Source organism: Pseudomonas sp. B21-032, from assembly GCF_024748965.1.
GTDB lineage: Bacteria > Pseudomonadota > Gammaproteobacteria > Pseudomonadales > Pseudomonadaceae > Aquipseudomonas.
Genome location: NZ_CP087180.1, coordinates 3,581,778 through 3,604,852, shown reverse-complemented (window position 1 = coordinate 3,604,852; position 23,075 = coordinate 3,581,778). Strand labels below are relative to the sequence as shown.

Genomic DNA, 23,075 nt, shown 5'->3' with positions numbered 1-23,075 from the left:
ACGTGCAGGCGCTCAACCATCACTGCCGTTGCGTGCGCGAAAGAACTCCCCCGGCGGCAGGCCGAACTGCTTGCCGAAGGCGGCGATAAACGCCGACAGTGATTCGTAGCCGCAGGCCAGGGCCACGTCAGTGACCCGCTCGCCGCGCTCAAGGGCCGGCAGGGCGCAAAGCAGGCGCATGCGCTGGCGCCAGAGGCGAAAGCTCAGGCCGGTTTCACGTTGAAAACGCCGGCTCAGGGTTTTCTCCGACACCCCGGCTTGCCGCGCCCAGTCGGCCAGCCCGGTCGGCGAATCGGGTTGTGCCTGCAGGTGGCTGCACAGGGCGCGCAACTCAGGGTCCAGTGGCAGCGGCAGCATCAATTGCTGTTGTTCTGCATTGTCCAGCTGGTCGAGCAGCACCTGCACCAGGCGCCCGTCGGGGCCCTCGCTGTCGTATTCCACCGGCAGTTCGCTGAAGCTGCGGATCAGCTCGCGCAACAGCGGCTTGACCGCGACTACCCGGCATTGCGGCTCGCGCCAGCTTGCCGGTGCTTGCTCCAGGTACAGGCTGCGCAGGCAGGTGTCGTCGGCGCAACTGACCCGGTGCGGCACGTGCGCCGGCAGCCACACTGCGCGCTGCGGCGGCACCAGGTAGAAACCCTGGTCGGTGTGCACCTCCAGCACGCCGCGAATGGCATAGGACAACTGCCCCCACGGATGGCTATGGCGGTAGCCGAGCACCACATTGGGCAGCGCCTGCACGTGGCCATACACCGGGCGCGGCAGTGCCGTCAGCTGCTCCAGTGACTGCGGGGTGAAGGCGGGCGGTTGTCCTTTTGGCGACACTGGCGGGGCGCTGGCGTTAGTCAAGATCGGGCAAAGACCTTAACGTCTGCGGCGCCACAATAACAAGCCGGGAGCGGCCATGAAGTACCTGCGGATGCTGTTCGACAATTTCACCCTGGCGCTGCTCGGGGTCATCCTCATTGCCACGCTGCTGCCCTGCGAAGGCAGTGGCGCCGTGCTGTTCGGCTGGTTGACCAACCTTGCCATCGGCCTGCTGTTCTTTTTGCATGGCGCCAAGCTGTCGCGTGAGGCGGTCGCCGCCGGTGCCGGGCACTGGCGCCTGCACCTGCTGGTGTTTGCCTGCACCTTTGTGATGTTTCCGCTACTGGGCATGCTGCTCAAGCCGCTGTTGCTGCCGCTGGTGGGCGATGAACTGTACCTGGGCGTGCTGTACCTGTGCGCCTTGCCGGCCACGGTGCAGTCGGCCATCGCCTTTACCTCGCTGGCCCGTGGCAACGTACCGGCGGCGATCTGCAGCGCGGCGGCGTCGAGTTTGCTCGGCATCGTCTTGACGCCGTTGCTGGTGGTGCTGCTGATGGGCGTCGAGGGTGACAGCGGCTCGAGCCTCGATGCCGTGCTGAAAATCGTTGTGCAACTGCTGGTGCCGTTCGTGGCCGGGCAACTGGCGCGGCGCTGGATCGGCACCTGGGTGGCGCGCAATGCCCGCTGGTTGAAGAGCGTCGACCAGGGTTCGATCCTGCTGGTGGTTTATACCGCCTTCAGCGATGCGGTGGTCAGCGGCCTGTGGCATGCAGTACCTGCGTCGCGCCTGCTGGGCCTGGCGCTGGTCTGCTGCCTGCTGCTGGCGCTGGTGCTGTGGCTGACCGGTGCGCTGGGGCGCTGGCTGGGCTTCAACCTCGAAGACCGCATTACCATTTTGTTTGCCGGCTCGAAAAAAAGCATGGCCACCGGCGTGCCGATGGCCCAGGTGCTGTTCGTCGGCGGCGGTATCGGCGCAATGATCCTGCCGCTGATGCTGTTCCACCAGATCCAGCTGATGGTCTGCGCGGTATTGGCCCAGCGCTATGCCGCGCGTACTGAAGAGCCCTCGCTTACAACAGAACCCCTTTGACCGGTTGCAGTGGTGCCGGCGCCGCCTCATCGGCCAGCTCGCGCACGGCGATTTCCAGGTTGCGGCACATGGCGTCCAGGGCCAGGTCGTTGGGCTGGGTGTCGAACGGGTCGGCGATCTGGTCACCCAGGGCATCCAGGCCGAAGAAGGTATAGGCCAGCACGCACACGGCAAACGGCGTGAACCAGCCGATGCTGTCGACCAGGCAGAACGGCAGCAGGAAGCAGTAGACGTGGACGATGCGGTGCAGCATGAGGATGTAGGGGTAGGGGATGGGCGTGTTTTTGATCCGCTCGCAGCCACCCAGCACGTACGACAGCCGGTTGAGCTGCTGGTCGAGGTTGGCCTGGATCACCTCGCCGGCGCCGGCATCGCGGGCCTGGGCCATGAAGCGCTGGCCGAGCAGGCCGAGCAGGCGGCTGGCAGGCGCATCGCTGCTGGCCAGGGTGGTGCGCGTCGGGGTGTCGAGCAGGCGCTGGCGGTCGGCGCAGGCCGGGGTGCCGCGCAACTGGTCACGCAGCACGTAGGCGAAAGCAATCAAGGGGTCGAGCAGGGCGCGGCGCTGGCTGGCGTCGAGGTCGGGCAGCAGGCTCAGGGTCTGGCGGGTCAGGTTGCGGCTGACGATCAGCAACTCGCCCCATAGCGTGCGCGCTTCCCAGAAACGCTGGTAGGCCACGGTGTTGCGAAAGCCGAGGAAAATCGCCAGGGTCAGGCCCCAGAGGGTAAAGGGCGTGGCGGTGAGGATCACCTTGTACTCGAACAGGGTGCCATGGGTGGCTACCACTGCCGAGCTGATCAGCACGGTGTACAGCACCTTGCGCCAGATCGCCGGGATGATCGAGCCCTTGAGCGAAAACAGCAGGACGCGGATGGAGGGTTTTTGTGGCTGGATGATCATCAAGGCAAACCTTGGCAGTGGCGCGAAAATATCCGCGCCACTGTAAGGCAAAGGCGCCTGCGGTAGCTAGACGCTGCAGAAGGTAAGTTGCCGATCAACTCACCTGGACAGGCTAGGCAGTTGTTAAGGTGAAGTTGTCGAGGTAGGAGTAGTCTCGGCAGATGACCACCATCCAGGCAATCTGCTCGCCGTCTGGAGCGTTGTATTTCACCTCATGATGCTTGGGTTCTCCGGTGTATGACAAAGTGCCTAGTAGGTTGCCACGCTGCCCATAGTACTCGACCTCTCCAGGAAATTGCCTCCAGGTCCAGAAGAACTTCAGCTCGGAACACGGGAGTACGGGAGTGATCTGCAGTTTTTGCGGATTGTTCGGCTGATGGTGCTGCTGGCGCTGCAGTGTGATGGCTGGACCTTCTCGCATGCCGGGTTCTGCGGGTGTAGGTTCGATGAAGGCGTTGATGCCCAGAGGATCTTCGAGGAGCTTGATGGTCATGGTCTTGCTTAGCAGTTGAACTTCCTGACCTTGGGAAATTGTTTGTGCAGGCTGGCCATCGAGGTTTTCGGTGATAGTAACTGGGTAAATCCGGATGTCGTCGTAACTTAATTCGCTTCCCTCAATTATTGGGTTAAGCGTGTCATCGTCTCCAACCAGCGTTAGATGATGGCTTGCGTTGTCGGCTTGGAATGTCCAGCGTAGTGTTTGCCATTCGGTCCCTCGCACCACGAGTTTCTGCAGTTCAGTTTCATGGTCCACAAGGAACCATAAGAGTGGATTCATTGAGGTTATAGTTTTGCGTTTGACTCGCAAAGATACATGGTAATGAGTACCGGGTGTCAGCCCCTCGAGCATTTTTCTGAGTATGCGGCCCTTGAGGGTTCCAGCCCAGTTTTCATATCCAATGTAGTAGTTGCTTTGGTCTTCCAGAATGGTGAGCAGGCTGCCATTGGGTTCTATCCGCCAACCATTCCATGGGTCATTGGCGGGTTCGAAATCGGTGTGATCGATGAACAGTTCCATACGCCCTGCCTCCGGGGTGGAGCCTGTCGGTCGACAGGCCTCGGTGCATTCGAGCACCGCCAGGACGTGCTGGCTACTGGCAAAAATACTAGGTAGCGCGGCTATTCATGGCAGCAGTGGGGTGGTTGGGCGAGGTCTTGGTAACGGTCATGGTGGCGCACCCAGTCCATGGTGCCTTCCTCGTTGCGGCCTTTGGGCATCAGGTCGAGAAAGTTGTAGGTACCGACCAGCATGTCCAGGCCGCGGGCGTAGCTTGAGTAGGTGTGGAACAGCGTGCCGCCGGCATCGCGGTAGAACACGCTGAGGCCCGGCAGCTCGGTTTCCTCGCCCGAATACGGCTCATAGTTGTACTGGTCGCTGCCCTTGGCGCCGACGCCGAAGTCCTGGTTGAAGCTGCTGGCATGCGACGAGACCCAGGGAAACTTCCAGCCCATGCGTTGTTTGAAGGCCTGGAACTGGGCGTAGGGCGCGCGCGACACCGCCACCAGCGACACATCGTGGTGGGCCAGGTGCAGGTTGGCGCCGTCGAAATGATCGGCCAGGAACGAACAGCCCGGGCAGCCTTCATCCCAGCCTTCGCCGAACATGAAGTGATAGACCAGCAGCTGGCTGCGGCCGGCAAACAGGTCGCCAAGGCTCAGGCGGCCCTCGGGGCCTTCGAAGCGGTAGTCCTGGTCGACCCGCACCCAGGGCAGGGCGCGGCGGGCCTTGCTCAGTTCGTCGCGCTGGTGGGTCAGGGCCTTTTCATGCAGCAACAATTGGCGGCGGGCGCTGAGCCATTCGCTGCGCGAGACCACCTGGGGGTTTTGATGGTTGTCCATGGGTACGGCTCCGCTGGGGGGAATGTATTCATGGTCGATTGTCGGGTGGGGGATTCGACAGAGGTGAGTGCAGGGCTGATGAACGGTGGTGAATTCATCGCGGGGCAAGGCCCGCTCCCACTTTCAGCCGGACATCCGCCCGATCAACGCCCACAAGCGCTCATCGTCGAAATCCTCCACCACCAACTGCGCACCAGCCTCCAGCAAGGCTTCAGGCCGCTGGCTGGTCGATAGCCCGACGGTAAAGATCCCCGCGCCGCTGGCCGCCTTCACTCCCGGCAGCGAGTCCTCGAACGCCAGCGAATGCGCCGCCCGCGCCTGCAGGCGTTCAAGGCCGGTGAGGTAGGGCAGCGGGTCGGGCTTGGCCCGGGCCAGTTCTTCGGCCACCAGCACATGCTCGAAGCGTTGCTCCAGACCCATGGCGGCGAGCATGTGCACGGCGTTGGCCCGTGGCGCGTTGGTGACCACGGCAACATCGATGCGCTGGCGTTCGGCATGTTCGAGCAAACGCAGCAGGCCGGCGGTGGGCTGCAAGGTTGGCGACAGGGCGCGAAAGCGCGCCTCCTTGCGCTCGGCGAACAGCTGGTGCTCGCTCACCGGGCGGTCGGGGAACAGGTAACGGCACAGGTCGGCATTGGCCCGGCCGCTGACGTGGGCATCGAACTCGGCTTCGGTGAACACCCGGCCTTCTTCGAGCAACAGCTGTTGCATGGCCAGCAGGTGGAGTTTGTCGGTATCGGTCAGGGTACCGTCGAGGTCGAACAACAGGGCATCAAGCATGGTCGGCTTCCGCTGCGGTGGCCGGCCATGATAACCGGATCAGCGGGGCTGGTCAGATGCGTAGGAAAAGAGTACAAATGTACTCCATGAATAAACTATCGCCCAAACGCCGCGCTATCCTCGATTTCATTCGCCAGCGCATCGCCGATCAGGCCCAGCCGCCAAGCCTGGCCGACATCGCCACGGCCTTCGGTTTTGCCTCGCGCAGTGTCGCGCGCAAGCACATCCAGGCGCTGACCGAGGCCGGTTTCATCGAGGTCACCCCCAACCAGGCCCGTGGCATCCGCCTGGCCGGTGCCTTGCGCCGCCCCGAGGTGCTGGAGATCCCGGTGCTCGGCCAGGTCGCCGCCGGCCGGCCGATCGGCCCGGACGTGGATATCCACGAACAACTGATGCTCGATTCGCACCTGTTCAGCCGCTCGCCGGACTACCTGCTCAAGGTGCGCGGCGACTCGATGATCGACGCCGGCATCCTCGATGGCGACCTGGTCGGCATCAAGCAGCAGGCCGAGGCCCGTGACGGGCAGATCATCGTCGCGCGCCTGGACGGCGAGGTGACCATCAAGCGCTTCGAACGCGCCGGCGGGCATTACCGCCTGCTGCCGCGCAACCCGGCCTATGCCCCCATCGAGGTCGGGCCGGAGCACGACTTCGTCATCGAAGGGGTGTTCTGCGGCCTGGTGAGGCGCGGCTGATGGGCGCGGTGGTCAGCCTCGACGGCCTGCTCGACCAGCAACGGCTTTGGAAGGGCCGCCCGCAGGCCTTGCCCCAGGGCCTGCAGCCCAGCGGTCATGCCGCCCTGGATGCGGCACTGCCCGGTGGCGGCTGGCCGCCCGGGGCGCTGACCGAGCTGTTGCTGGCGGCCGAAGGCTGTGGCGAGCTGCAATTGTTGTGGCCGAGCCTGGCGCGCCTGACCCGGGCCGGCGAGCGGGTGGTGCTGATTGCGCCGCCGTTCATTCCCTACCCGCCGGCCTGGCAGGCGGCCGGGGTCGACCTGCAGTGGCTGGCAGTGGTCCAGGCCACTGCCGGCGAAGTACTCTGGGCCGCCGAGCAGTGTTTGCGCTCGGGCAGTTGCGGCGCCGTGCTGTGCTGGCCGCACAAGGCCGATGATCGCGCCTTGCGCCGCTTGCAGGTTGCCGCCGAAAGCGGCCAGACCCTGGCCTTTGCCTGTCGCCCGCAACAGGCTGCGCTCAACCCGTCACCGGCGGCGCTGCGCATTGCCGTCGATGCCCAGCCGGCCCAGTGGCGGGTGCTCAAGTGCCGCGGCGGCCTGGCTCCGGCCACGCCCATTGCCTGCCCCGGGCGAGGCTGATGGATCATGCTCTGGGCCTGTATCCTGCTGCCGCAGCTGGCACTCGACGCCGTGCTGCGCGCCCGCGACGACGCCGACACGCCATTGGTGCTGCTCAGCGGCCCGGCCCAGCGCCGGGTCTTGCAGGCGGTCAACCCGCCAGCCGCTGCCCTGGGGCTGCGCGCCGGGCAGGCGCTGACCACCGCCCAGGCCCTGGCCGGCAGTTTTACCTGCGTCGAGCACGACCCGGCAGCTATCGAGCAATTGCAGCAGTTTCTGGCCGCCTGGGCCTATCGCTTCAGCTCCCAGGTCAGCCTGCATTACCCACGGGTGCTGTTGCTTGAAGTCGAGTCCAGCCTCGGCCTGTTCGGGCCCTGGCCGGCCTTTGAAGCGCGGCTGCGCGCAGAGCTCAAGGCGCTGGGTTTTCGTCACCGCATCGTCCTGGCCAGTAACCCGGTGGCGGCGCGCATGCTCGCCAATGCCCACGACGGCCTGGCCCTTGAGTGCCCGCAGCAAACCCGCGCGGCGCTGGAGCAGATGCCCATCGACCGCGTCGGCCTGCCCGCCGAGGCCGCCAACGCCTTGGCGCGCATGGGCCTGCGCCAGCTCGGCCAGGTCCTGGCCTTGCCCCGTGATGCCCTGGCCCGGCGCTTTGCCGCAGCGGTGCAACTGCACCTGGACCGCCTGCTCGGGCGCCGGCCCATGGCCCTGGAATTCTATTTGCCACCGGACCGCTTCGATGCGCGCCTGGAGCTTAACTTCGATGTCGAATCCCATCAGGCCCTGCTGTTCCCCCTGCGCCGGCTGATCAACGACCTTGCCGCCTTCCTCGCCGGGCGCGACAGCGGCGTGCAGCGCTTTGCCCTGCACCTGGAGCACGGCGAAGGGCCCGACACCTGCGTGCCGGTCGGCCTGCTGGCGGCCGAGCGTGATCCGTCGATGCTGTTCGAGCTGGCCCGTGGCCGCCTTGAGCAACTGCAGATTGCCGCGCCGGTGCGCAACCTGCGCCTGCTGGCCGAAGACCTGCCGGCCTTCGTGCCGCAGCGCGCCGAACTGTTCGATCCGCGCCCGCAACAGAACCAGCCCTGGGAGCAACTGCGCGAACGCCTGCGCGCGCGGCTGGGCGACGAAGCGGTACGGGGGCTTGCGGCCCAGGCCGATCACCGCCCCGAGTGCGCCTGGCAGGCGGGCGACGGGCCGCGCCAGGCGCTGGCGCTACCAGGTGCGCCACGCCCGGGCTGGCTGTTGGCCGAGCCTCAGGCCTTGCCCGGCGTCGGCGTGCAGTTGCTGACCGGCGCCGAGCGCATCGAGTCCGGCTGGTGGGACGGCGGCGATGTGCGCCGCGATTACTACCGGGTGCGTACCGCCAGCGGTCTGTACGGCTGGGCCTACCGCACCCTCGGTGAAGACGGCCGCTTGTGGCTACAGGGCTGGTTCGCATGAACACCCCGGGCTACGCCGAGCTGCACTGCCTGTCCAACTTCAGCTTCCAGCGCGGCGCTTCCAGTGCCCAGGAGCTGTTCCAGCGTGCCCGCCAGCAGGGCTACCAGGCCCTGGCGATCACCGACGAGTGCACCCTGGCCGGTATCGTCCGTGCCTGGCAGGCAGCCAGGGCGGCGGGCCTGGCGCTGATCGTCGGCAGCGAAGTGCGCCTGCACGACGGCCCCAAGCTGGTGCTGCTGGCCGAGAACCTTGGCGGCTACCAGCGCCTGTGCAAGCTCATCACCCTGGGCCGGCGACGGGCGAAGAAGGGCGAGTACCAACTGCTGCGCGAAGACTTCGCCACGCCCCTGGATGGCCTGCTGGCGCTATGGGTGCCGGACGGCAGTGAGGCTGACCAGGCCAGCGGCCACTGGTTGCGCGAGGTGTTCGCCGAGCGGCTGTGGCTGGCGGTCGAGCTGCACCGTGGCGCCGATGACCCGCGGCGCCTGCAACAGTTGCTGGCCCTGGCTGAGCGCCTCGATATTCCGGCCGTGGCCAGCGGTGATGTGCACATGCATGCCCGTGGTCGTCGTGCCCTGCAGGACAGCATGACCGCCATCCGCCATCACTGCAGCGTGGCCGAGGCCGGCCAGCGCCTGTTCGCCAATGGCGAACGGCACCTGCGCCCGCTGGCGCAACTGGCCGAGCTGTACCCGCCGGCATTGCTCGAAGAAAGCCTGCGCATTGCCGCGCGTTGCCAGTTCGACCTGGGCCAGTTGCGCTATCAATACCCTCGCGAACTGGTGCCCGAAGGCCAGACGGCCAGCGCCTGGCTGCGCCATCTGTGCGAGCGCGGCCACCGTGAACGCTGGCCCGGGGGCATTGGCGACAAGGCGCGCCAGTCCCTGGAACACGAGCTGCAACTGATTGCCGAGCTCAACTACGAAAGCTACTTTCTTACCGTCCACGACATCGTCAACTTCGCCCGGGGCCAGGGCATTCTCTGCCAGGGGCGCGGCTCGGCGGCCAACTCGGTGGTGTGTTTCGTGCTCGGCATCACCGAGCTCGACCCGATGAAAAGCCACCTGCTGTTCGAGCGCTTTTTGTCCCGCGAGCGCGACGAGCCGCCGGACATCGACGTCGACTTCGAACACGACCGCCGCGAAGAAGTCCTGCAGTACGTGTTCCGCCGCTACGGTCGTCATCGCGCGGCGCTCACCGCCGTGGCCAGCACCTACCACGCTGCCGGTGCAGTGCGCGATATCGCCCGGGTGCTGGGCTTGCCGGTGCAGCAGATCAACGCCCTGGCCGATTGCTGCGGGCGCTGGAGCGACCGCCTGCCGCCGCCCGAGCAACTGCGCGAAGCCGGTTTCGACCCCGACAGCCCATTGCTGCGCCGGGTGCTGGCGTTGACCGGCGAGCTGATCGGCTTTCCCCGCCACCTGTCCCAGCACCCGGGCGGTTTCGTGATTTCCGAGCAGCCGCTGGACAGCCTGGTGCCGGTGGAAAACGCCGCCATGGACGAGCGCACGGTGATCCAGTGGGACAAGGACGACCTCGACCTGGTCGGCCTGCTCAAGGTCGATATTCTTGCCCTGGGCATGCTCAGCGCCTTGCGCCGCTGTTTCGACCTGCTGTATCGCCACCGTGGCCGCCGGTTGACCCTGGCGAGCATCCCGGCCGACTGCGCGGCGACCTACGCGATGATCGGCCGCGCCGACACCGTCGGTGTGTTCCAGATCGAGTCGCGGGCACAAATGGCCATGCTGCCGCGGCTCAAGCCGAAGAACTTCTACGACCTGGTGATCGAGGTGGCTATCGTTCGCCCCGGGCCGATCCAGGGCGACATGGTTCACCCGTTCCTGCGCCGGCGCCAGGGGCTTGAGCCGGTGAGCTATCCGTCGGATGCGCTGAAGCAGGTGTTTGAGCGCACCCTCGGCGTGCCGTTGTTCCAGGAGCAGGTGATGGAACTGGCGATGGTCGCCGGCGGTTATTCGGCCGGCGAGGCCGACCAGCTGCGCCGGGCCATGGCCGCCTGGAAGCGCCACGGCGGCCTGGAACCGCACCGCCAACGGCTGACCCAGGGCATGTTCGACAACGGCTACAGCGCAGAATTTGCCGAGCGCATCTTCGAGCAGATCAAGGGCTTTGGCAGCTATGGCTTCCCTGAGTCCCACGCCGCCAGCTTCGCCTTGCTGACCTATGCCAGTTGCTGGCTCAAGTGCCACGAGCCGGCAATCTTTGCCTGTGCGCTGATCAACAGCTGGCCCATGGGCTTCTACAGCCCCGACCAGATCTTGCAGGACGCCCGCCGTCATCACCTCGAGATCCGTCCGGTGGATGTCTGCCACAGCGACTGGGACTGCAGCCTGGAGCCGGGGGCAGGGGACGCCCTGGCCATTCGCCTGGGCCTGCGCCAGGTGCGCGGCTTTCGCCAGCAGGACGCCTTGCGCATCGAACAGGCGCGGGCCGAGTGCGGCTGGCGCGATGTCAGTGACCTGTGCCTGCGGGCGCAGCTCGATGCCCGTGCGCGTGAGCTGCTGGCCGATGCCGGGGCCTTGCGTGGGCTTGCCAGCGACCGTTACCGGGCGCGCTGGAGCGTGGCCGCGGTGCAGGCGCAACTGCCGTTGTTCGCTGGCATCGAGGCGCCAGTGGAGGCACCGGTGGATTTACCGCAACCGTCGCTGAGCGAGGACATGTTCGCCGACTACGCCAGTGTCGGCACCACCCTCGGCCCGCACCCGCTGACCTTGCTGCGCCGCCGCCTCAATGCCCTGGGGTGCCGCAGTTCGCAAGCGCTGGAGCAGGCCGAACACAACGATCGGGTCAGCGTGGCGGGGCTGGTGACCGGGCGCCAACGACCGGGGACCGCCAGCGGGGTGACCTTCGTCACCCTTGAAGACGAGTTCGGCAACGTCAACGTGGTGGTCTGGCGTGACCTGGCCGAGCGCCAGCGGCGGGTGCTGGTGGGCGCGCAACTGCTGCGGGTGACTGGAAAGCTGGAGTGCGAGAGCGGGGTACGCCACCTGATTGCCCAGCGCCTGGAGGATCTGAGCCCGCTGTTGCAGGGGCTGGATGTGCGCAGTCGGGACTTTCACTGAACAGCATCGCGGCCCTCATACCATCGACAGATGCTGCTTGCGTGTCGGCGGCGCAAAGGCCCGGTCAATCGCGCGCAAATCTTCACTGCTGAGCACCAGGTTGGCCGCCGCCGCATTCAGGCGCACATGCTCAAGGTCCACCGCCTTGGGAATGGCAATCACGCCGTCCTGGCGAATCACCCAGGCCAGGCTCACCTGCGCCGGCGTCGCACCATGGCGCTCGGCAATCTCGGCCAGGGTCGGGTGCTTGAGCAAGCGCCCGGCCTGGGCCAGCGGGCAGTAGGCCATGGTCGGCAGGTTACGCTTGTGGCTCCAGGGCAGCAGGTCGTATTCGATGCCGCGCTGGGAGGGGTTGTAGAGCACCTGGTTGACCGCGCAATCACCGCTCAGCTGATACAGCTCGCGCAGGTCGTCGACATCGAAGTTGGACACGCCCCAACGGCCGATCTTGCCCTCGACGCGCAAGCGCTCGAAGGCTTCGACGGTTTCCGCCAGCGGGTACTGGCCGCGCCAGTGCAGCAGGTACAGGTCGATGTGTTCGGTGCCCAGGCGCTTGAGGCTACGTTCGCAGGCCGCGGGAATGCCTTTGAGGCTGGCGTTGTGCGGGTACACCTTGCTGACCAGGAACACCTGCTCGCGACGCCCGGCAATGGCCTTGCCTACAACGGTTTCCGCGCCGCCTTCGGCGTACATTTCGGCCGTATCGATGAGGTTCAGGCCCAGCTCGATACCGTGCTGCAAGGCGGCGACTTCGGCGTGCTGGCGGGCCGGGTCTTCGCCCATGTACCAGGTGCCCTGGCCGATGGCCGGGATGTTGTGTTCGGCAAGTTTCACGGTACGCATGTCACCTCCTGTGGGCGGATATGTTCAAGCAATACATCGAGCAGCGCCTGCGCCGCTGCCGAGAGTTTATGGTCGGCCAGCAGGGTCACGCCAATACGCCGTTCTATACTCGGTTCTACCAGCGGCACGCAACGCGCGCCCAGCTCCTGCATCTGGCCGATGCACAGCGCCGGCACGGCACTGACGCCCAGGCCGTTGGCAACCATGCGGCCGATGGTCGACAGCTGATGGCTTTCAAAGGCTACCGCCAGCTTGCCGTGTTCGGCGGCCAGGTGTTGCTCCAGCAGCAGGCGCACCGCCGAAGGGCGTTGCAGGGCAATGAAGTCTTCGCCCAGCAGTTCACGCCAGCTTACCTTTGGCTGTTGCGCCAGCGGCGAGTCGGCTGGCACCACGGCGACGAAGCGGTCCAGGTACAGCGGCTTGAAACGCAGCGGCTCGCTGGCTTCGGGTTCGAAGCCGATGCCCAGTTCGACGCGGCGGTGGCGCACCAGTTCCAGCACTTGTTCGTTGATGACGTCGTGCACCGTGACGTTGACCCTCGGGTAGCGCTGGCGGAATACCTTCAGCGCCGCCGGCAGCAGGTTGCCGGCAAAGGCCGGCATGGCGGCGATCGACACCCGCCCAAGCTGCAGGGTAAAGCGCTGGCGCAGCAATTCTTCAGTGTTGTCCCAGTCGGCCAGCAGTTGCCGGGCCAGCGGCAGCAGCACTTCGCCCTCCGGCGTCAGGCTGACGCTGCGGGTGGTGCGGCTGAGCAGGGCGCCGCCGAGGTTGTCCTCAAGGGCCTTGATGGTCAGGCTCAGGGCAGGCTGCGACAGGTGCAGGTGTTCGCCAGCCTGGGCAAAGCTCTGGTATTTGGCGACGGTGACGAAGGCGCGCAGCTGTTTGACGTTCATCGGGCTAGGCTATTCTTTTGAAAAGTTAATCAATCGATCATAAAAACAAAATTAACAAATAAGTGCTCAGGGGTGAAGATGGTTCAAACGCTCGCCGACACCCCTGTCGGATCAACAACTACAAAAGGCGGATCAGCATGGCCGGACTGGACAAGCGCGTAGCAACCTATGAACAGGCCCTTGAAGGCCTGACCGACAACATGACGGTACTGGCCGGTGGTTTCGGCCTGTGCGGCATTCCGGAAAACCTCATTGCCGAAATCAAGCGCCGTGGCGTCAAGGGCCTGACCGTGGTCTCCAATAACTGCGGCGTCGACGGCTTTGGCCTGGGCGTGCTGCTTGAAGAGCACCAGATCCGCAAGATGGTTGCCTCCTACGTGGGCGAAAACGCCGAGTTCGAGCGCCAACTGCTCAGCGGCGAACTTGAAGTGGAACTCACCCCGCAAGGCACCCTGGCCGAGAAAATGCGCGCTGGCGGCGCCGGCATCCCGGCCTTCTTCACCGCCACCGGCTACGGCACCCCGGTCGCCGAAGGCAAAGAGGTGCGCGAATTCAACGGCCGCAAGTACATCCTTGAAGAGTCCATCACCGGCGACTTCGCCATCGTCAAGGGCTGGAAGGCCGACCACTACGGCAACGTTGTGTACCGCAACACCGCGCAGAACTTCAACCCGCTGGCCGCCACCGCCGGCAAGATCACCGTGGTCGAGGTCGAAGAGATCGTCGAGCCGGGCGTGCTGCTGCCGAGCGAAATCCATACCCCGGGCATCTATGTCGACCGGGTCATCGTCGGCACCTTCGAGAAGCGTATCGAAAAACGCACCGTCAAAGCCTGACCCGACCCCAGAACAATAAAGAGATCCTGACCATGGCACTTACCCGCGAACAAATGGCCCAACGTGTAGCCCGTGAACTCAAGGATGGCTACTACGTCAACCTCGGCATTGGCATCCCGACCCTGGTGGCCAACTATGTCCCGGCCGATATGGACGTAATGCTGCAATCGGAAAACGGCCTGCTGGGCATGGGTGAATTCCCCACCGAAGCGCAGCTGGACGCCGACATGATCAACGCCGGCAAGCAGACCGTCACCGCCCGCACCGGCGCCTCGATCTTCAACTCGGCCGAATCCTTCGCCATGATCCGCGGCGGTCACGTCGACCTCACCGTGCTCGGCGCCTTTGAAGTGGACGTGCAAGGCAACATCGCCTCGTGGATGATCCCCGGCAAGCTGGTCAAGGGCATGGGTGGGGCGATGGACCTGGTGGCCGGTGCCGACAACATCATCGTCACCATGACCCACGCCTCGAAGGACGGCGAGTCCAAGCTGCTGCCGCGTTGCAGCCTGCCGCTGACCGGCGCCGGCTGCATCCGCAAGGTGCTCACCGACCTGGCATACCTTGAGATCGAGAACGGCGCCTTCATCCTGCGCGAGACTGCGCCGGGGGTGACGGTTGAAGAGATCATCGAGAAGACCGCGGGCAAGCTGATTGTGGCGGATGATGTTAAAGAAATGACCTTCTGATCTGAGTTTTTCGTAGTTCTTGCTGGCCTCATCGCGGGTCAAGCCAGCTCCCACAGAGTGGACCTTGTGGGAGCGGGCTTGACCCGCGATGGGGCCTTGTGCCGTTCCAATAAAACCAATAAAAGGAAAATCCCGTGGCCGCTGATATCCAAGACAGCCGCTCCGCCCGTTTTGCCCTGCGTTGCTCGAACTGGGCCGAACGCTGGTTCCCCGACTCCTGGGTGTTCGCCGCCCTGGCCGTGGTGCTGGTGTCGGTCGCTGCCCTCGCCATGGGCGGCAAACCCACCGATACCGCCAAGGCCTTCGGTGACGGTTTCTGGAGCCTGATCCCGTTCACCATGCAGATGGCTTTCGTGGTCATCGGCGGTTACGTGGTGGCCAGCTCGCCACCTGCGGTCAAGCTGATCGACCGCCTGGCGCGCCTCCCCAACAACGGTCGTTCGGCGGTGTGCTGGGTGGCGTTGATCTCGATGGTCGCCTCGTTGCTCAACTGGGGCCTGTCGCTGGTGTTCGGCGGTTTGCTGGTGCGCGCCCTGGCCCGGCGCAGCGACCTTAAAATGGACTACCGCGCCGCCGGTGCCGCCGCCTACCTGGGCCTGGGTGCGGTGTGGGCCCTGGGCCTGTCGTCTTCGGCCGCGCAACTGCAGGCCAACCCGGCCAGCCTGCCGCCGTCGATCCTGGCGATCACCGGGGTGATCCCGTTCACCGAGACCATCTTCCTCTGGCAGTCGGGGGTGATGCTCGCCGCGCTGGTGGTGGTTTCGCTGGTCGTGGCCTATGCCACTGCGCCGGGCCCCAACAGCGCCCGCAGCGCCGAAGCCTGCGGCGTCGACCCAAGCTTCTCGGCACCGCCAACACCGCAGCGCACCCGCCCGGGCGAGTGGCTGGAATACAGCCCGATCCTGATCCTGCTGCTGGTGGCGCTGGCCGCTGGCTGGCTGTACAACGAGTTTTCGACCAAACCTGCGATCACCGCGATTTCCGGGCTGAACACCTACAACCTGCTGTTCATCATGGCTGGTGCCTTGCTGCACTGGCGCCCGCGCAGCTTCCTCGATGCCGTGGCCCGGGCGGTGCCGACCACCACCGGGGTGCTGATCCAGTTCCCGTTGTACGGCTCGATCGCGGCGATCCTGACCCAGGTCCAGGGCGCCGATGCGCAGAGCCTGGCGCACCACATCTCGACCTTCTTCGTACAGATCGCCACCCACGATACCTATGCCTTGCTGATGGGCGTGTACTCGGCGGTGCTGGGCTTCTTCATCCCCTCGGGCGGCGGTAAGTGGATCATCGAAGCACCGTACGTGATGCTGGTGGCCAACGACCTGCAGTACCACCTGGGCTGGGCGGTGCAAATCTACAACGCCGCCGAGGCGCTGCCGAACCTGATCAACCCGTTCTACATGCTGCCGCTGCTGGGCGTGCTGGGCCTGAAGGCGCGCGACCTGATTGGCTTCTCGTTCGTGCAATTGCTGGTGCACGTGCCGCTGGTGCTGTTCCTGCTGTGGATCCTCGGCACCACCTTGCAGTACACGCCGCCGGTGATGCCGACCCCGGCGGGTTGATCAGCCAGGAATCATCGCAAAGCCGACGCCGAAGCGGTTCCAGGCGTTGATGGTGGCGATGGCCAGGGTCAGGTTGACCACTTCGGCTTCGCTGAAGTGCTCGAGCAGCGCGCGGTACTGGTGCTCCGGGGCGCGCTGGTCGGGCAGGCGGGTCAGGCTTTCGACCCAGGCCAGCGCCGCCCGCTCGCGCGGGCTGAAGAATTCGGTTTCGTCCCAGACGCTCAGGGTCTGCAGGCGCGCTTCGCTTTCGCCGCTTTTGCGTGCATCGTTGGCGTGCAGGTTGACGCAGTAGGCGCAGCCATTGATTTGCGAAGCACGCAGGCGCACCAGCTCCAGCAGCGAATTCTCAAGCCCCGATTTACCCAGGGCCATTTCCAGGCCGACCATGGCTTTGTAGGCTTCAGGCGAGTGTTTGGCCCATTCGATACGATTGCTCATTGCTGCTCTCCGCTAAGGTCCGCCACAGGCGGCGATGGCGCTACCTTAGCGCCAGGTACGGCGTACTCGAATAGCCAATTTTGCCCTTTGTCAGGAGGCCAATCAGTCAAGGGCCTGGAGCACGTCGCGCAGGCGGTCCAGGGCCGGGTCGATGTCCAGCCGTTCGATGGCGCCAAAGCCCAGCAGCAGGCCCTGGCGCACCGGCACGCGGGCATGGAAGGGCGCCAGTGAATACAGGCCGACCTCGACCTTGCGCGCCATGCTGATCAGAAATTCGACGTCCAGATCGCTCCGGGCCAGGGCGCTCAAGTGATAACCGGCAGTGGCCGGCACCACTTCGAACCAGGGCGCAAGATCACCCTGCAGGCGGGCCAGGATGCATTCGCGGCGCGCGGCATAGACCTCGTGCACGCGGCGGATGTGTTTTTGCAGCGAGCCTTCGCTGATGAACTGCGCCAGCGCCCACTGGTTGAGGGTCGGGGTGTGCCAGTCGGTCAGTTGCTTGGCGATGCATATCGCCTCGCGCAGCGCTTCGGGGACGATGCAGTAACCCAGGCGCAGCTCCGGCAATAGTGTTTTGGAGAAGGTCCCGACATAGGCCACCAGGCCGTGGCGGTCGAGGCTTTGCAACGAGTCGGTGGGCCGCCCTTCATAGCGAAACTCGCTGTCGTAGTCGTCCTCGATGATGATCGCGCCCAGCGCTGCGGCACGTTCGAGCAAGGCCTGGCGGCGCGCCGGGCTCATCGGCATGCCCAGCGGGAACTGGTGCGAGGGGGTGACGTAGATCAGCCGTGTACCCTCGGCGATCTGCTCGACGCACATGCCCTCGGCGTCGACCGGCACGCATTGCAGCTCGGCGCCCTGGGCCAGGAACAACTGGCGCGCCGGGGTGTAGCCGGGGTCTTCCATGGCCACCTGGCAACCGGGTTCGACCAGCACCCGGGTGATCAGGTCGAGGGCTTGCTGGGCGCCGTTGCAGACCACCACGTCCTGGCTGCTGCAACGCACGCCGCGGGCGAAGGCGATATGCCGGGCGATCGCCTCGCGCAACTCCGGCAGGCCCTGGTGGGCGCTGTAGCGGGCGCTGCTGTGGCGGATCTGGCGCAGGGCGTATTGGCTGCAGCGGCGCCAGTCATCGAAGGGGAACTGCACCTTGCTCGAGGCGCCGCCGATAAAGTCGTAGCGCAACATCGGCAGTTTGAGGTCAGCCAGCGGGTTGGCCCGGGCCCGCCATTTGGCCAGGGTGGCGGCGCTGGCCAGGGGGATGCTGGTACTGGGTGGTGGGTTGCGGGTGGCGGCAGGGGTGATAAAGCTGCCTTTGCCGACCTGGCCGCTGAGCAGGTTGTCGTAGGTCAGGCGCGAATAGGCTTCGGCCACGGTCTTGCGCGACACCCCCAGTTGCTCGGCCAGCAGGCGGCTGGGGGGCAGTTGCGTGCCGGCCGCCAGGCGGCCGCTGTCAATGCCGTCGCGCAACTGCTGGTAAAGCTGCTCGGCCAGGCCCTTGCGGCCCTGCAGGCTGATGTGGAGTTCCATGGTGAGGGGCGTATCCGCAGGCGTTTGTCTGGCGTTCAGGTTACCTGATTCGCTGCCGTTGATCCCCTGGTGCAACGCCCATGCCCGCAGCGCGCCACACTCAACGGGTCGAGGTTCGCCGGCACTGCGGCGAACCGCTTGCGTGCACAGGAGAATCACCATGAGCCTGCGTTATCTGCCGGGTTTGAGCCTGTTGCTGGCGGCGACGGCCCAAGCCGCCACACCGGTGCCGGTCTATCACTATGGCATGCCCGTGGATGTCGCCCGGGTGCTGCAGTTGAGCGAACCGGCCAGCGACACCTGCGAGGTGGTGCTGGCCAGCATGGTCTATGTCGACTCCGCGGGCCGGCAACACAGCCTGCAGTACCTGAAACTGGCCCGGGTCTGCACCGACCGCGGTTAGTCCCAGGCTGGCGCCAGGCTCTCGGGGCTGGTCAGGCGCAGGCCGCTGTCGAGGGCGGCGATCCTGCCCATGTCGTCAGCGCTGAGCTTGAGTTCGCGGGCCTTGAGGTTGCCGGCCAGGTTCTCGCGCCGGGTCGAGGACGGGATCACCGCATAACCCAGCTGCAGGGCCCAGGCCAGGGTCACCTGCGCCGGGGTGGCGCCGTGCTGCGCGGCGATCTGCTCGATCACCGGGTCGTGCAGGACCTTGCCGTAGCCCAGGGTCATGTACGAGGTCACGGCAATCCCCTGGCGGTGCATGAAGTCCACCAGCCTGCGGTTCTGCAGGTACGGGTGCAGCTCGATCTGGTTGGTGGCGATGGCGTCCTTGCCGACCACCTCAATGGCTTGGCGCAGCAGGTCGATGGTGAAGTTGGATACGCCGATCTGCCGGGTCAGGCCCTGCTTTTGCGCTTCGGCCAGGGCGCCCATGAACTCGCTGACCGGCACTGCGCCCTGGGGCGATGGCCAGTGGATCAGGGTCAGGTCGAGGTAGTCGCTGCGCAGCTTGTGCAGGCTGTCCTTGAGGCTGGGGATCAGCTTGTCGGCGGCCAGGTTCTCGGTCCAGATCTTGCTGGTGATGAACAGCTCGTCACGGTCGATGCCGCTAGCGGCCACGGCCTGGCCGATCTCGGCTTCGTTGCCGTAGATCTGCGCGGTGTCGATGGCGCGGTAACCGAGTTCGAGGGCGGTGGCCACCGAATCGATCACTACCTGGTCCTTGAGGCGGAAGGTGCCAAGGCCAAGGGCGGGAATAGTCATGAGCGGGTTCCTCCGGTGCGAGCGTTGATAAACAAGACGTGCAGTATTGCGACTGTGCCCACGCAGAAAAATGCCCGTTGCCGCACAAGCTTTTTGCTTGCAGCGCACGAATGCTCCGGCAGTGGTAGCCTTGCAGGGTCAGTCGCAACGGATTCGGCCATGGCCCAGCACAAGCTCAGCATTCGTCAACGCAACGTTGACAACATCCTTCTGGCGGCGGAAAAGGTCTTTGCCGAAAAAGGCTTCGCCGGCACCGCCATGGCCGACATCGCCGAGGCCGCGCAGCTTCCACGCAGCAACGTGCACTATTACTTCAGCACCAAGGCCGAGCTGTACCAGGCGGTGCTGTTCGGCCTGCTCGATGTGTGGAAGCAGGATGCCCTGTGTTTTGAACTGTATGACGATCCGCGCATCGTGCTGAGCAGCTACATCCGCGCCAAGATGAACCATTCGCGCACCCGGCCCCATGGCTCCAAAGTCTGGGCCAACGAGATCATCCATGGTGCGCCGAACCTCGGCGCGGCGCTGGACGACCCGCTGTACGACTGGGCGAAAATGAAAGAAGCGAAGATCCGCCAGTGGATCGAAGACGGGCGGATCCTGGCGGTGGAGCCCTCGGGCCTGCTGTACATGATCTGGGCCTCGACCCAGCACTACGCCGACTTCAGCCACCAGGTCGGGCTGCTCAACGATCACCAACCGCTGTCGGAGCTGCAGTTCGAACGGGCGGTACAGACGGTGACCAGTGTGATCCTCAGGGGGATCGGGCTTGAGCCCTGATCAAAAGCATCGCTGGCAAGCCAGCGATAGGGCCCTGATCGTCAAAAGCTGAACTCGATCTCCTCGTACAAGCTTCCCGGCTCCAAGCCATCGGTGCTGTGCAACTCGCTCTCCTTGCCCAGCGCCTCCAGCAACGGCCGCCTTGGCACTTCGGTGCCGGCCTCGGGGTTGCCGTGCTTGCCGGGCATGGTCGACAGCACGCTGGTCAAACGTTGCGGTGTACCGGCCTTGCCGCGTTTGTTGAAGCCGCCCCAGAGGCTTTTTGGCGTGGCATTGAGGCTGCCGTGGTGGCCGACCTTGTACAGGTCGACGTCTGCCAGCAACGCGCGAATGTCCGGCTGGCTCAGTGCGTAACTCCAGTTCTCGATCTGCGCATCGCCCGGGAACAGCAGCTTCTTGCCCGCCACTTCAAACAGCAGGATCAGGCTGGTGTTGTTCATTGCCTTATCCAGCGCGGTGACGATCTGCAGCAACTGCTCGCCACGGGCTTCGCGCACCCGCCGGGCGATCCAGCGGGTGCTCATCGGCAGCTTGCTGCCACGGGTCGCCGGGTAGTCGGCAAAGGGCCCGGGGTCGTCGTCCGGCGCAGTGACCTGGGCATCGACCAGTTGCCGGTGCAGGTGCCAGAACTCGGCCGGGTCACGGCTGCGCTGCTTGCGGATCGAGGTGCTCTGCTCGACCGTGGGCGGGCCGAGAACATGGGTACGCACACCGGGCAACAGCTCGGCCAGAGCATCGTCGCTGCCGAAAAAGGCATAGGCGTTGCGCTTGCCCATACTCGCCAGGTTGTTCACCGCGCTGGCGTTGGAGATGTTGTCTTCGCCGATAAACCCCAGGCGTCTGGCCAGCTCTGCGGACAACCCATGCTTGCCCTGGTCGAGCAGCTTGACTACGGCGCTGGCCAGGGCATTCATGCTCTTGAGGGTCTGGGCCATGCTGCGCGCGCCGCGCAGGCCCGGTTGCTCGGGGGCGATGGCGTCTTCGGCCAGCTCCAGCTGTTCGGTCCAGGGTTGCAGCACCAGCTCAGGTGCCAGGCTGCGAATCACATCGCCACTGGCGGTGCCAGCGCGATTGCTGGCAAAGCCGCTGATATGGTCGGCGTGCCGGTGGGTGGCGACCACCGCATCGAGCTTGCCCGCACACTTGGCCTTGATGTCTTCGGCGATCGCTAAAAGGCGCTGGCCCTGGGCAACGCCCTTGGGCATGCCCATGGAGCCGAAGTCGATCAGCACATGGCGGCGTACGTCACCGGGGTAGTTGAAACGCAGCAAAAAGCAGTCGCCAAAACCGACCTGGTAGGCATAGAGGGTCAGGCTGGTCGGGTTCATGCTTGCTCCTCGCGCAATGGGCCGACCTGCCAGGCGCGGTGGCGGTGCAGTTGCGCCAACGGGTTGCGCAGGTCCAGCTCGCTGGTATCGAGACCTGCCAGGTAGCTCAAGCGCCGCAATTGCCACTGGCCGTCGTTGAGCGGGCGCTGGACGTGATACTTGATGCGCCCGTACTGGTCGAAAATCAGCGTGCCGGCGCCGTAGACGGTGAGCGCGTCGGTGGTCTTGATCCAGGCCGGGCGCGGGCTGATGTTGCACACGCTCTTGAGCTCGGCGCCAAAGATGTTGGCCTTCATGATGTATTCGCACACGCTCTCGCGCAGCAGCAGGCCGTCGGTGCCCAGGCGGATGCTCGGGCGCACCGACACCACTTCGGTGTAGGCGCGCTCGTCGATGCCCAGCACCGCACGGTTCTCCCAGAGAAAACGGAACACCTCTTCGTCGTCGCGCAGCATCGAGTCGAAGTGGCTGTTGCGGTATTGCACCTGGCCGTTGTCGGCAAAGCCGTGCCAGCAGCCGTCGCTGTCGGTGCGCGCTGGCGGCGGATTGATGCCGAAGGCTTCGAAGGTGGTGCGGATGATCAACCGGTAGTCGTAGCGCGAATCGTCCGGGGCCACTTGGGCATCGACGGTGAGCAGGGCGGCCAGGTAGTCGCCGAACTCCAGGTCCAGCGGCGGGCAGTAGTCCAGGGCGCGGATGGCGATGGTCAGCAACTGGTCGGCGGCCTTGGCGCCTTCTTCAACCACTTCGCGCAGGTTGTACAGGTTGTCGCCAAAATTGCCCAGCTCGCCCAGGCGCGCCACCCACAGCGCGAGCATGCTGCGAAGCATGGCGGCGGCGAAAACTTCGCCACGGTTGTGGGCTTCGGCGAACTGCTCGTCGCTCAGGTAATCCGCCGACGGCGGCAGCATCACCGAGCGGCGCAGGGCATTGGCGCGCAGGCCTTCGAGTTGCTGGCCGAACTCTTCGCCGATACCGAACAGCAGCGACTCGGCAAGGTTCTGCGGGCTCAGCTGGTCGCCGTTGAGCAGCCGGCGATCGCCCTGTACGGTGAGCTCGATACGCCCGCCATTGGTCAGGGCGTACTCGATGATTTCGCGCAGGGAAAACACCGACAGCAGCGCCACCACGTCGGCAAAGCCTTCGTGGAAGGCTGCCTGATCGGGCCCCGAGGCATTCATGAAGCCGCCGCGCAGGCCGTCGAGAATCGCGTGGGTGGCCTCGTGGGCGACGATGTCGTGGGACAGGCAGGTGAACACGTGCCGGCCGTCGAGGCCCTTGAAATAACCGAACATCAAGGCGCGGTCGGCCCGCGAGTAAAAGGCATTGGCCTCGACGAAAGCATGCGGCACCACATGCAACTGGTGGCCCTCGAAGCCCCAGCCGACCCGGCGCCCCAGGGCCATCTCGAAGCGCGCCAGGGTGCGCATGACCACCGCGTAGACGTGCTGGCAGTGGAACGCCGGATTGCCCAGCAGCGCCTCGCCGGGCTGATCGAAGGGGTCGATCATCGCGCCGCTGGTGGCGTCCTGCTGGTAGGCGTGGGCGTGGTACAGCTGGTTGCGCGAGGCGTCGAAGTCGACCACCTTCAGGCGGTAGCCGGTGGGGCCCAGGCCGAGGGTTTCCAGCGGCACGCTGACCCGGGCGAACAGCAATTGGCCGCGGGCATCACGCACCGCCGGGTCCTGGGCGAGGATGGTGAAGGTCTGGCTATTGGCTTTGACGACCATGGGCAGCAC

Annotated in this window: 22 protein-coding genes; 10 read left to right on the top strand and 12 right to left on the bottom strand. The window is 65.3% G+C overall.

The genetic code is table 11. The features are described 5' to 3' along the window. Positions 1-12 precede the first annotated feature (12 nt). Positions 13-825, bottom strand: coding sequence for a helix-turn-helix domain-containing protein (locus LOY54_RS16435; protein WP_195886011.1), 813 nt, complete (start codon positions 823-825; stop codon positions 13-15). A gap of 79 nt (positions 826-904) precedes the next feature. On the opposite strand from LOY54_RS16435, the gene LOY54_RS16430 reads away from it, so the two are divergent. Next, positions 905-1,897 carry a bile acid:sodium symporter family protein gene (locus LOY54_RS16430; RefSeq protein ID WP_258607201.1) on the top strand — a complete coding sequence of 331 codons (993 nt, stop codon included), beginning with the start codon at positions 905-907 and terminating at the stop codon, positions 1,895-1,897. Here the strand turns inward: LOY54_RS16430 and LOY54_RS16425 are convergent. The 4 genes from LOY54_RS16425 to LOY54_RS16410 all read right to left on the bottom strand — a co-directional run bounded on the left by LOY54_RS16425 (position 1,878) and on the right by LOY54_RS16410 (position 5,414). Next, on the bottom strand, positions 1,878-2,795 hold the full coding sequence (locus LOY54_RS16425; RefSeq protein WP_258607200.1) for a bestrophin family protein: 918 nt from the start codon (positions 2,793-2,795) through the stop codon (positions 1,878-1,880). The genes LOY54_RS16430 and LOY54_RS16425 overlap by 20 nt on opposite strands. Before the next feature lie 112 nt (positions 2,796-2,907). After that, positions 2,908-3,813, bottom strand: a complete 906-nt coding sequence (locus LOY54_RS16420; RefSeq protein ID WP_258607199.1) for a hypothetical protein — start codon at positions 3,811-3,813, stop codon at positions 2,908-2,910. Positions 3,814-3,914: 101 nt separating this feature from the next. Continuing rightward, positions 3,915-4,634, bottom strand: a complete 720-nt coding sequence (locus LOY54_RS16415) for a thioredoxin family protein (RefSeq protein WP_258607198.1) — start codon at positions 4,632-4,634, stop codon at positions 3,915-3,917. A gap of 123 nt (positions 4,635-4,757) precedes the next feature. Beyond that, on the bottom strand, positions 4,758-5,414 hold the full coding sequence (locus tag LOY54_RS16410; RefSeq protein ID WP_258607196.1) for an HAD family phosphatase: 657 nt from the start codon (positions 5,412-5,414) through the stop codon (positions 4,758-4,760). Between the two features lie 77 nt (positions 5,415-5,491). Between LOY54_RS16410 and lexA the strand changes: the two genes are divergently transcribed. From lexA to LOY54_RS16390, 4 genes are read left to right on the top strand one after another with little or no spacing between them, the layout of a single operon-like run. Then, on the top strand, positions 5,492-6,109 hold the full coding sequence (lexA, locus tag LOY54_RS16405) for a transcriptional repressor LexA (protein ID WP_045194093.1): 618 nt from the start codon (positions 5,492-5,494) through the stop codon (positions 6,107-6,109). Next, complete coding sequence (gene imuA, locus LOY54_RS16400; protein ID WP_258607195.1) at positions 6,109-6,726, top strand: translesion DNA synthesis-associated protein ImuA; 618 nt, start codon at positions 6,109-6,111, stop codon at positions 6,724-6,726. The genes lexA and imuA overlap by 1 nt, the downstream gene beginning before the upstream one ends. Positions 6,727-6,732: 6 nt before the next feature. Continuing rightward, positions 6,733-8,148: a DNA polymerase Y family protein gene (locus LOY54_RS16395; RefSeq protein WP_258607194.1), complete on the top strand. Its 1,416-nt coding sequence runs from the start codon at positions 6,733-6,735 to the stop codon at positions 8,146-8,148. Then, a complete protein-coding gene (locus LOY54_RS16390) occupies positions 8,124-11,228 on the top strand; it encodes an error-prone DNA polymerase (RefSeq protein ID WP_258607193.1) in 3,105 nt (1,034 codons plus the stop codon). Before LOY54_RS16395 ends, LOY54_RS16390 begins: the two co-directional genes overlap by 25 nt. 15 nt (positions 11,229-11,243) lie before the next feature. Here LOY54_RS16390 and LOY54_RS16385 read toward each other — a convergent pair whose 3' ends face one another. Both LOY54_RS16385 and LOY54_RS16380 read right to left on the bottom strand, forming a co-directional pair. Next, entirely contained in the window at positions 11,244-12,071 is an 828-nt protein-coding gene (locus tag LOY54_RS16385) for an aldo/keto reductase (protein ID WP_258607192.1), read from the bottom strand. Then, positions 12,059-12,964: a LysR family transcriptional regulator gene (locus LOY54_RS16380; protein ID WP_258607191.1), complete on the bottom strand. Its 906-nt coding sequence runs from the start codon at positions 12,962-12,964 to the stop codon at positions 12,059-12,061. Before LOY54_RS16380 ends, LOY54_RS16385 begins: the two co-directional genes overlap by 13 nt. A 137-nt stretch (positions 12,965-13,101) precedes the next feature. On the opposite strand from LOY54_RS16380, the gene LOY54_RS16375 reads away from it, so the two are divergent. From LOY54_RS16375 to LOY54_RS16365, 3 genes are all read left to right on the top strand, one after another. Beyond that, positions 13,102-13,800, top strand: coding sequence for a CoA transferase subunit A (locus LOY54_RS16375; protein WP_045194087.1), 699 nt, complete (start codon positions 13,102-13,104; stop codon positions 13,798-13,800). Between the two features lie 32 nt (positions 13,801-13,832). Further along, complete coding sequence (locus LOY54_RS16370; protein WP_045194086.1) at positions 13,833-14,489, top strand: CoA transferase subunit B; 657 nt, start codon at positions 13,833-13,835, stop codon at positions 14,487-14,489. Positions 14,490-14,623: 134 nt separating this feature from the next. Further along, the gene (locus LOY54_RS16365; RefSeq protein WP_045194085.1) at positions 14,624-16,054 is read left to right on the top strand and encodes a short-chain fatty acid transporter; all 1,431 of its coding nucleotides are present in this window, start codon (positions 14,624-14,626) and stop codon (positions 16,052-16,054) included. On the opposite strand, the gene LOY54_RS16360 is transcribed toward LOY54_RS16365, so the two are convergent. Next, positions 16,055-16,492, bottom strand: a complete 438-nt coding sequence (locus LOY54_RS16360; RefSeq protein WP_045194084.1) for a carboxymuconolactone decarboxylase family protein — start codon at positions 16,490-16,492, stop codon at positions 16,055-16,057. Between the two features lie 102 nt (positions 16,493-16,594). Continuing rightward, on the bottom strand, positions 16,595-18,025 hold the full coding sequence (locus tag LOY54_RS16355) for a PLP-dependent aminotransferase family protein (RefSeq protein WP_258607190.1): 1,431 nt from the start codon (positions 18,023-18,025) through the stop codon (positions 16,595-16,597). Positions 18,026-18,185: 160 nt separating this feature from the next. Here LOY54_RS16355 and LOY54_RS16350 point away from each other — a divergent pair, with 160 nt between their 5' ends. Continuing rightward, positions 18,186-18,428 (top strand): DUF2790 domain-containing protein, encoded by a 243-nt coding sequence (locus LOY54_RS16350; RefSeq protein WP_045194082.1) that lies wholly within the window; start codon positions 18,186-18,188, stop codon positions 18,426-18,428. On the opposite strand, the gene dkgB is transcribed toward LOY54_RS16350, so the two are convergent. Further along, positions 18,425-19,228 (bottom strand): 2,5-didehydrogluconate reductase DkgB, encoded by an 804-nt coding sequence (gene dkgB, locus LOY54_RS16345; protein ID WP_258607188.1) that lies wholly within the window; start codon positions 19,226-19,228, stop codon positions 18,425-18,427. The genes LOY54_RS16350 and dkgB overlap by 4 nt on opposite strands. 159 nt (positions 19,229-19,387) lie before the next feature. Between dkgB and LOY54_RS16340 the strand changes: the two genes are divergently transcribed. Continuing rightward, a complete protein-coding gene (locus tag LOY54_RS16340) occupies positions 19,388-20,008 on the top strand; it encodes a TetR/AcrR family transcriptional regulator (RefSeq protein ID WP_045194080.1) in 621 nt (206 codons plus the stop codon). Positions 20,009-20,049: 41 nt separating this feature from the next. Here LOY54_RS16340 and LOY54_RS16335 read toward each other — a convergent pair whose 3' ends face one another. Both LOY54_RS16335 and LOY54_RS16330 read right to left on the bottom strand, forming a co-directional pair. Next, a complete protein-coding gene (locus tag LOY54_RS16335; protein ID WP_258607187.1) occupies positions 20,050-21,336 on the bottom strand; it encodes a hypothetical protein in 1,287 nt (428 codons plus the stop codon). Beyond that, positions 21,333-23,066, bottom strand: coding sequence for a hypothetical protein (locus LOY54_RS16330; protein WP_258607185.1), 1,734 nt, complete (start codon positions 23,064-23,066; stop codon positions 21,333-21,335). The genes LOY54_RS16335 and LOY54_RS16330 overlap by 4 nt, the downstream gene beginning before the upstream one ends. Positions 23,067-23,075 lie beyond the last annotated feature (9 nt).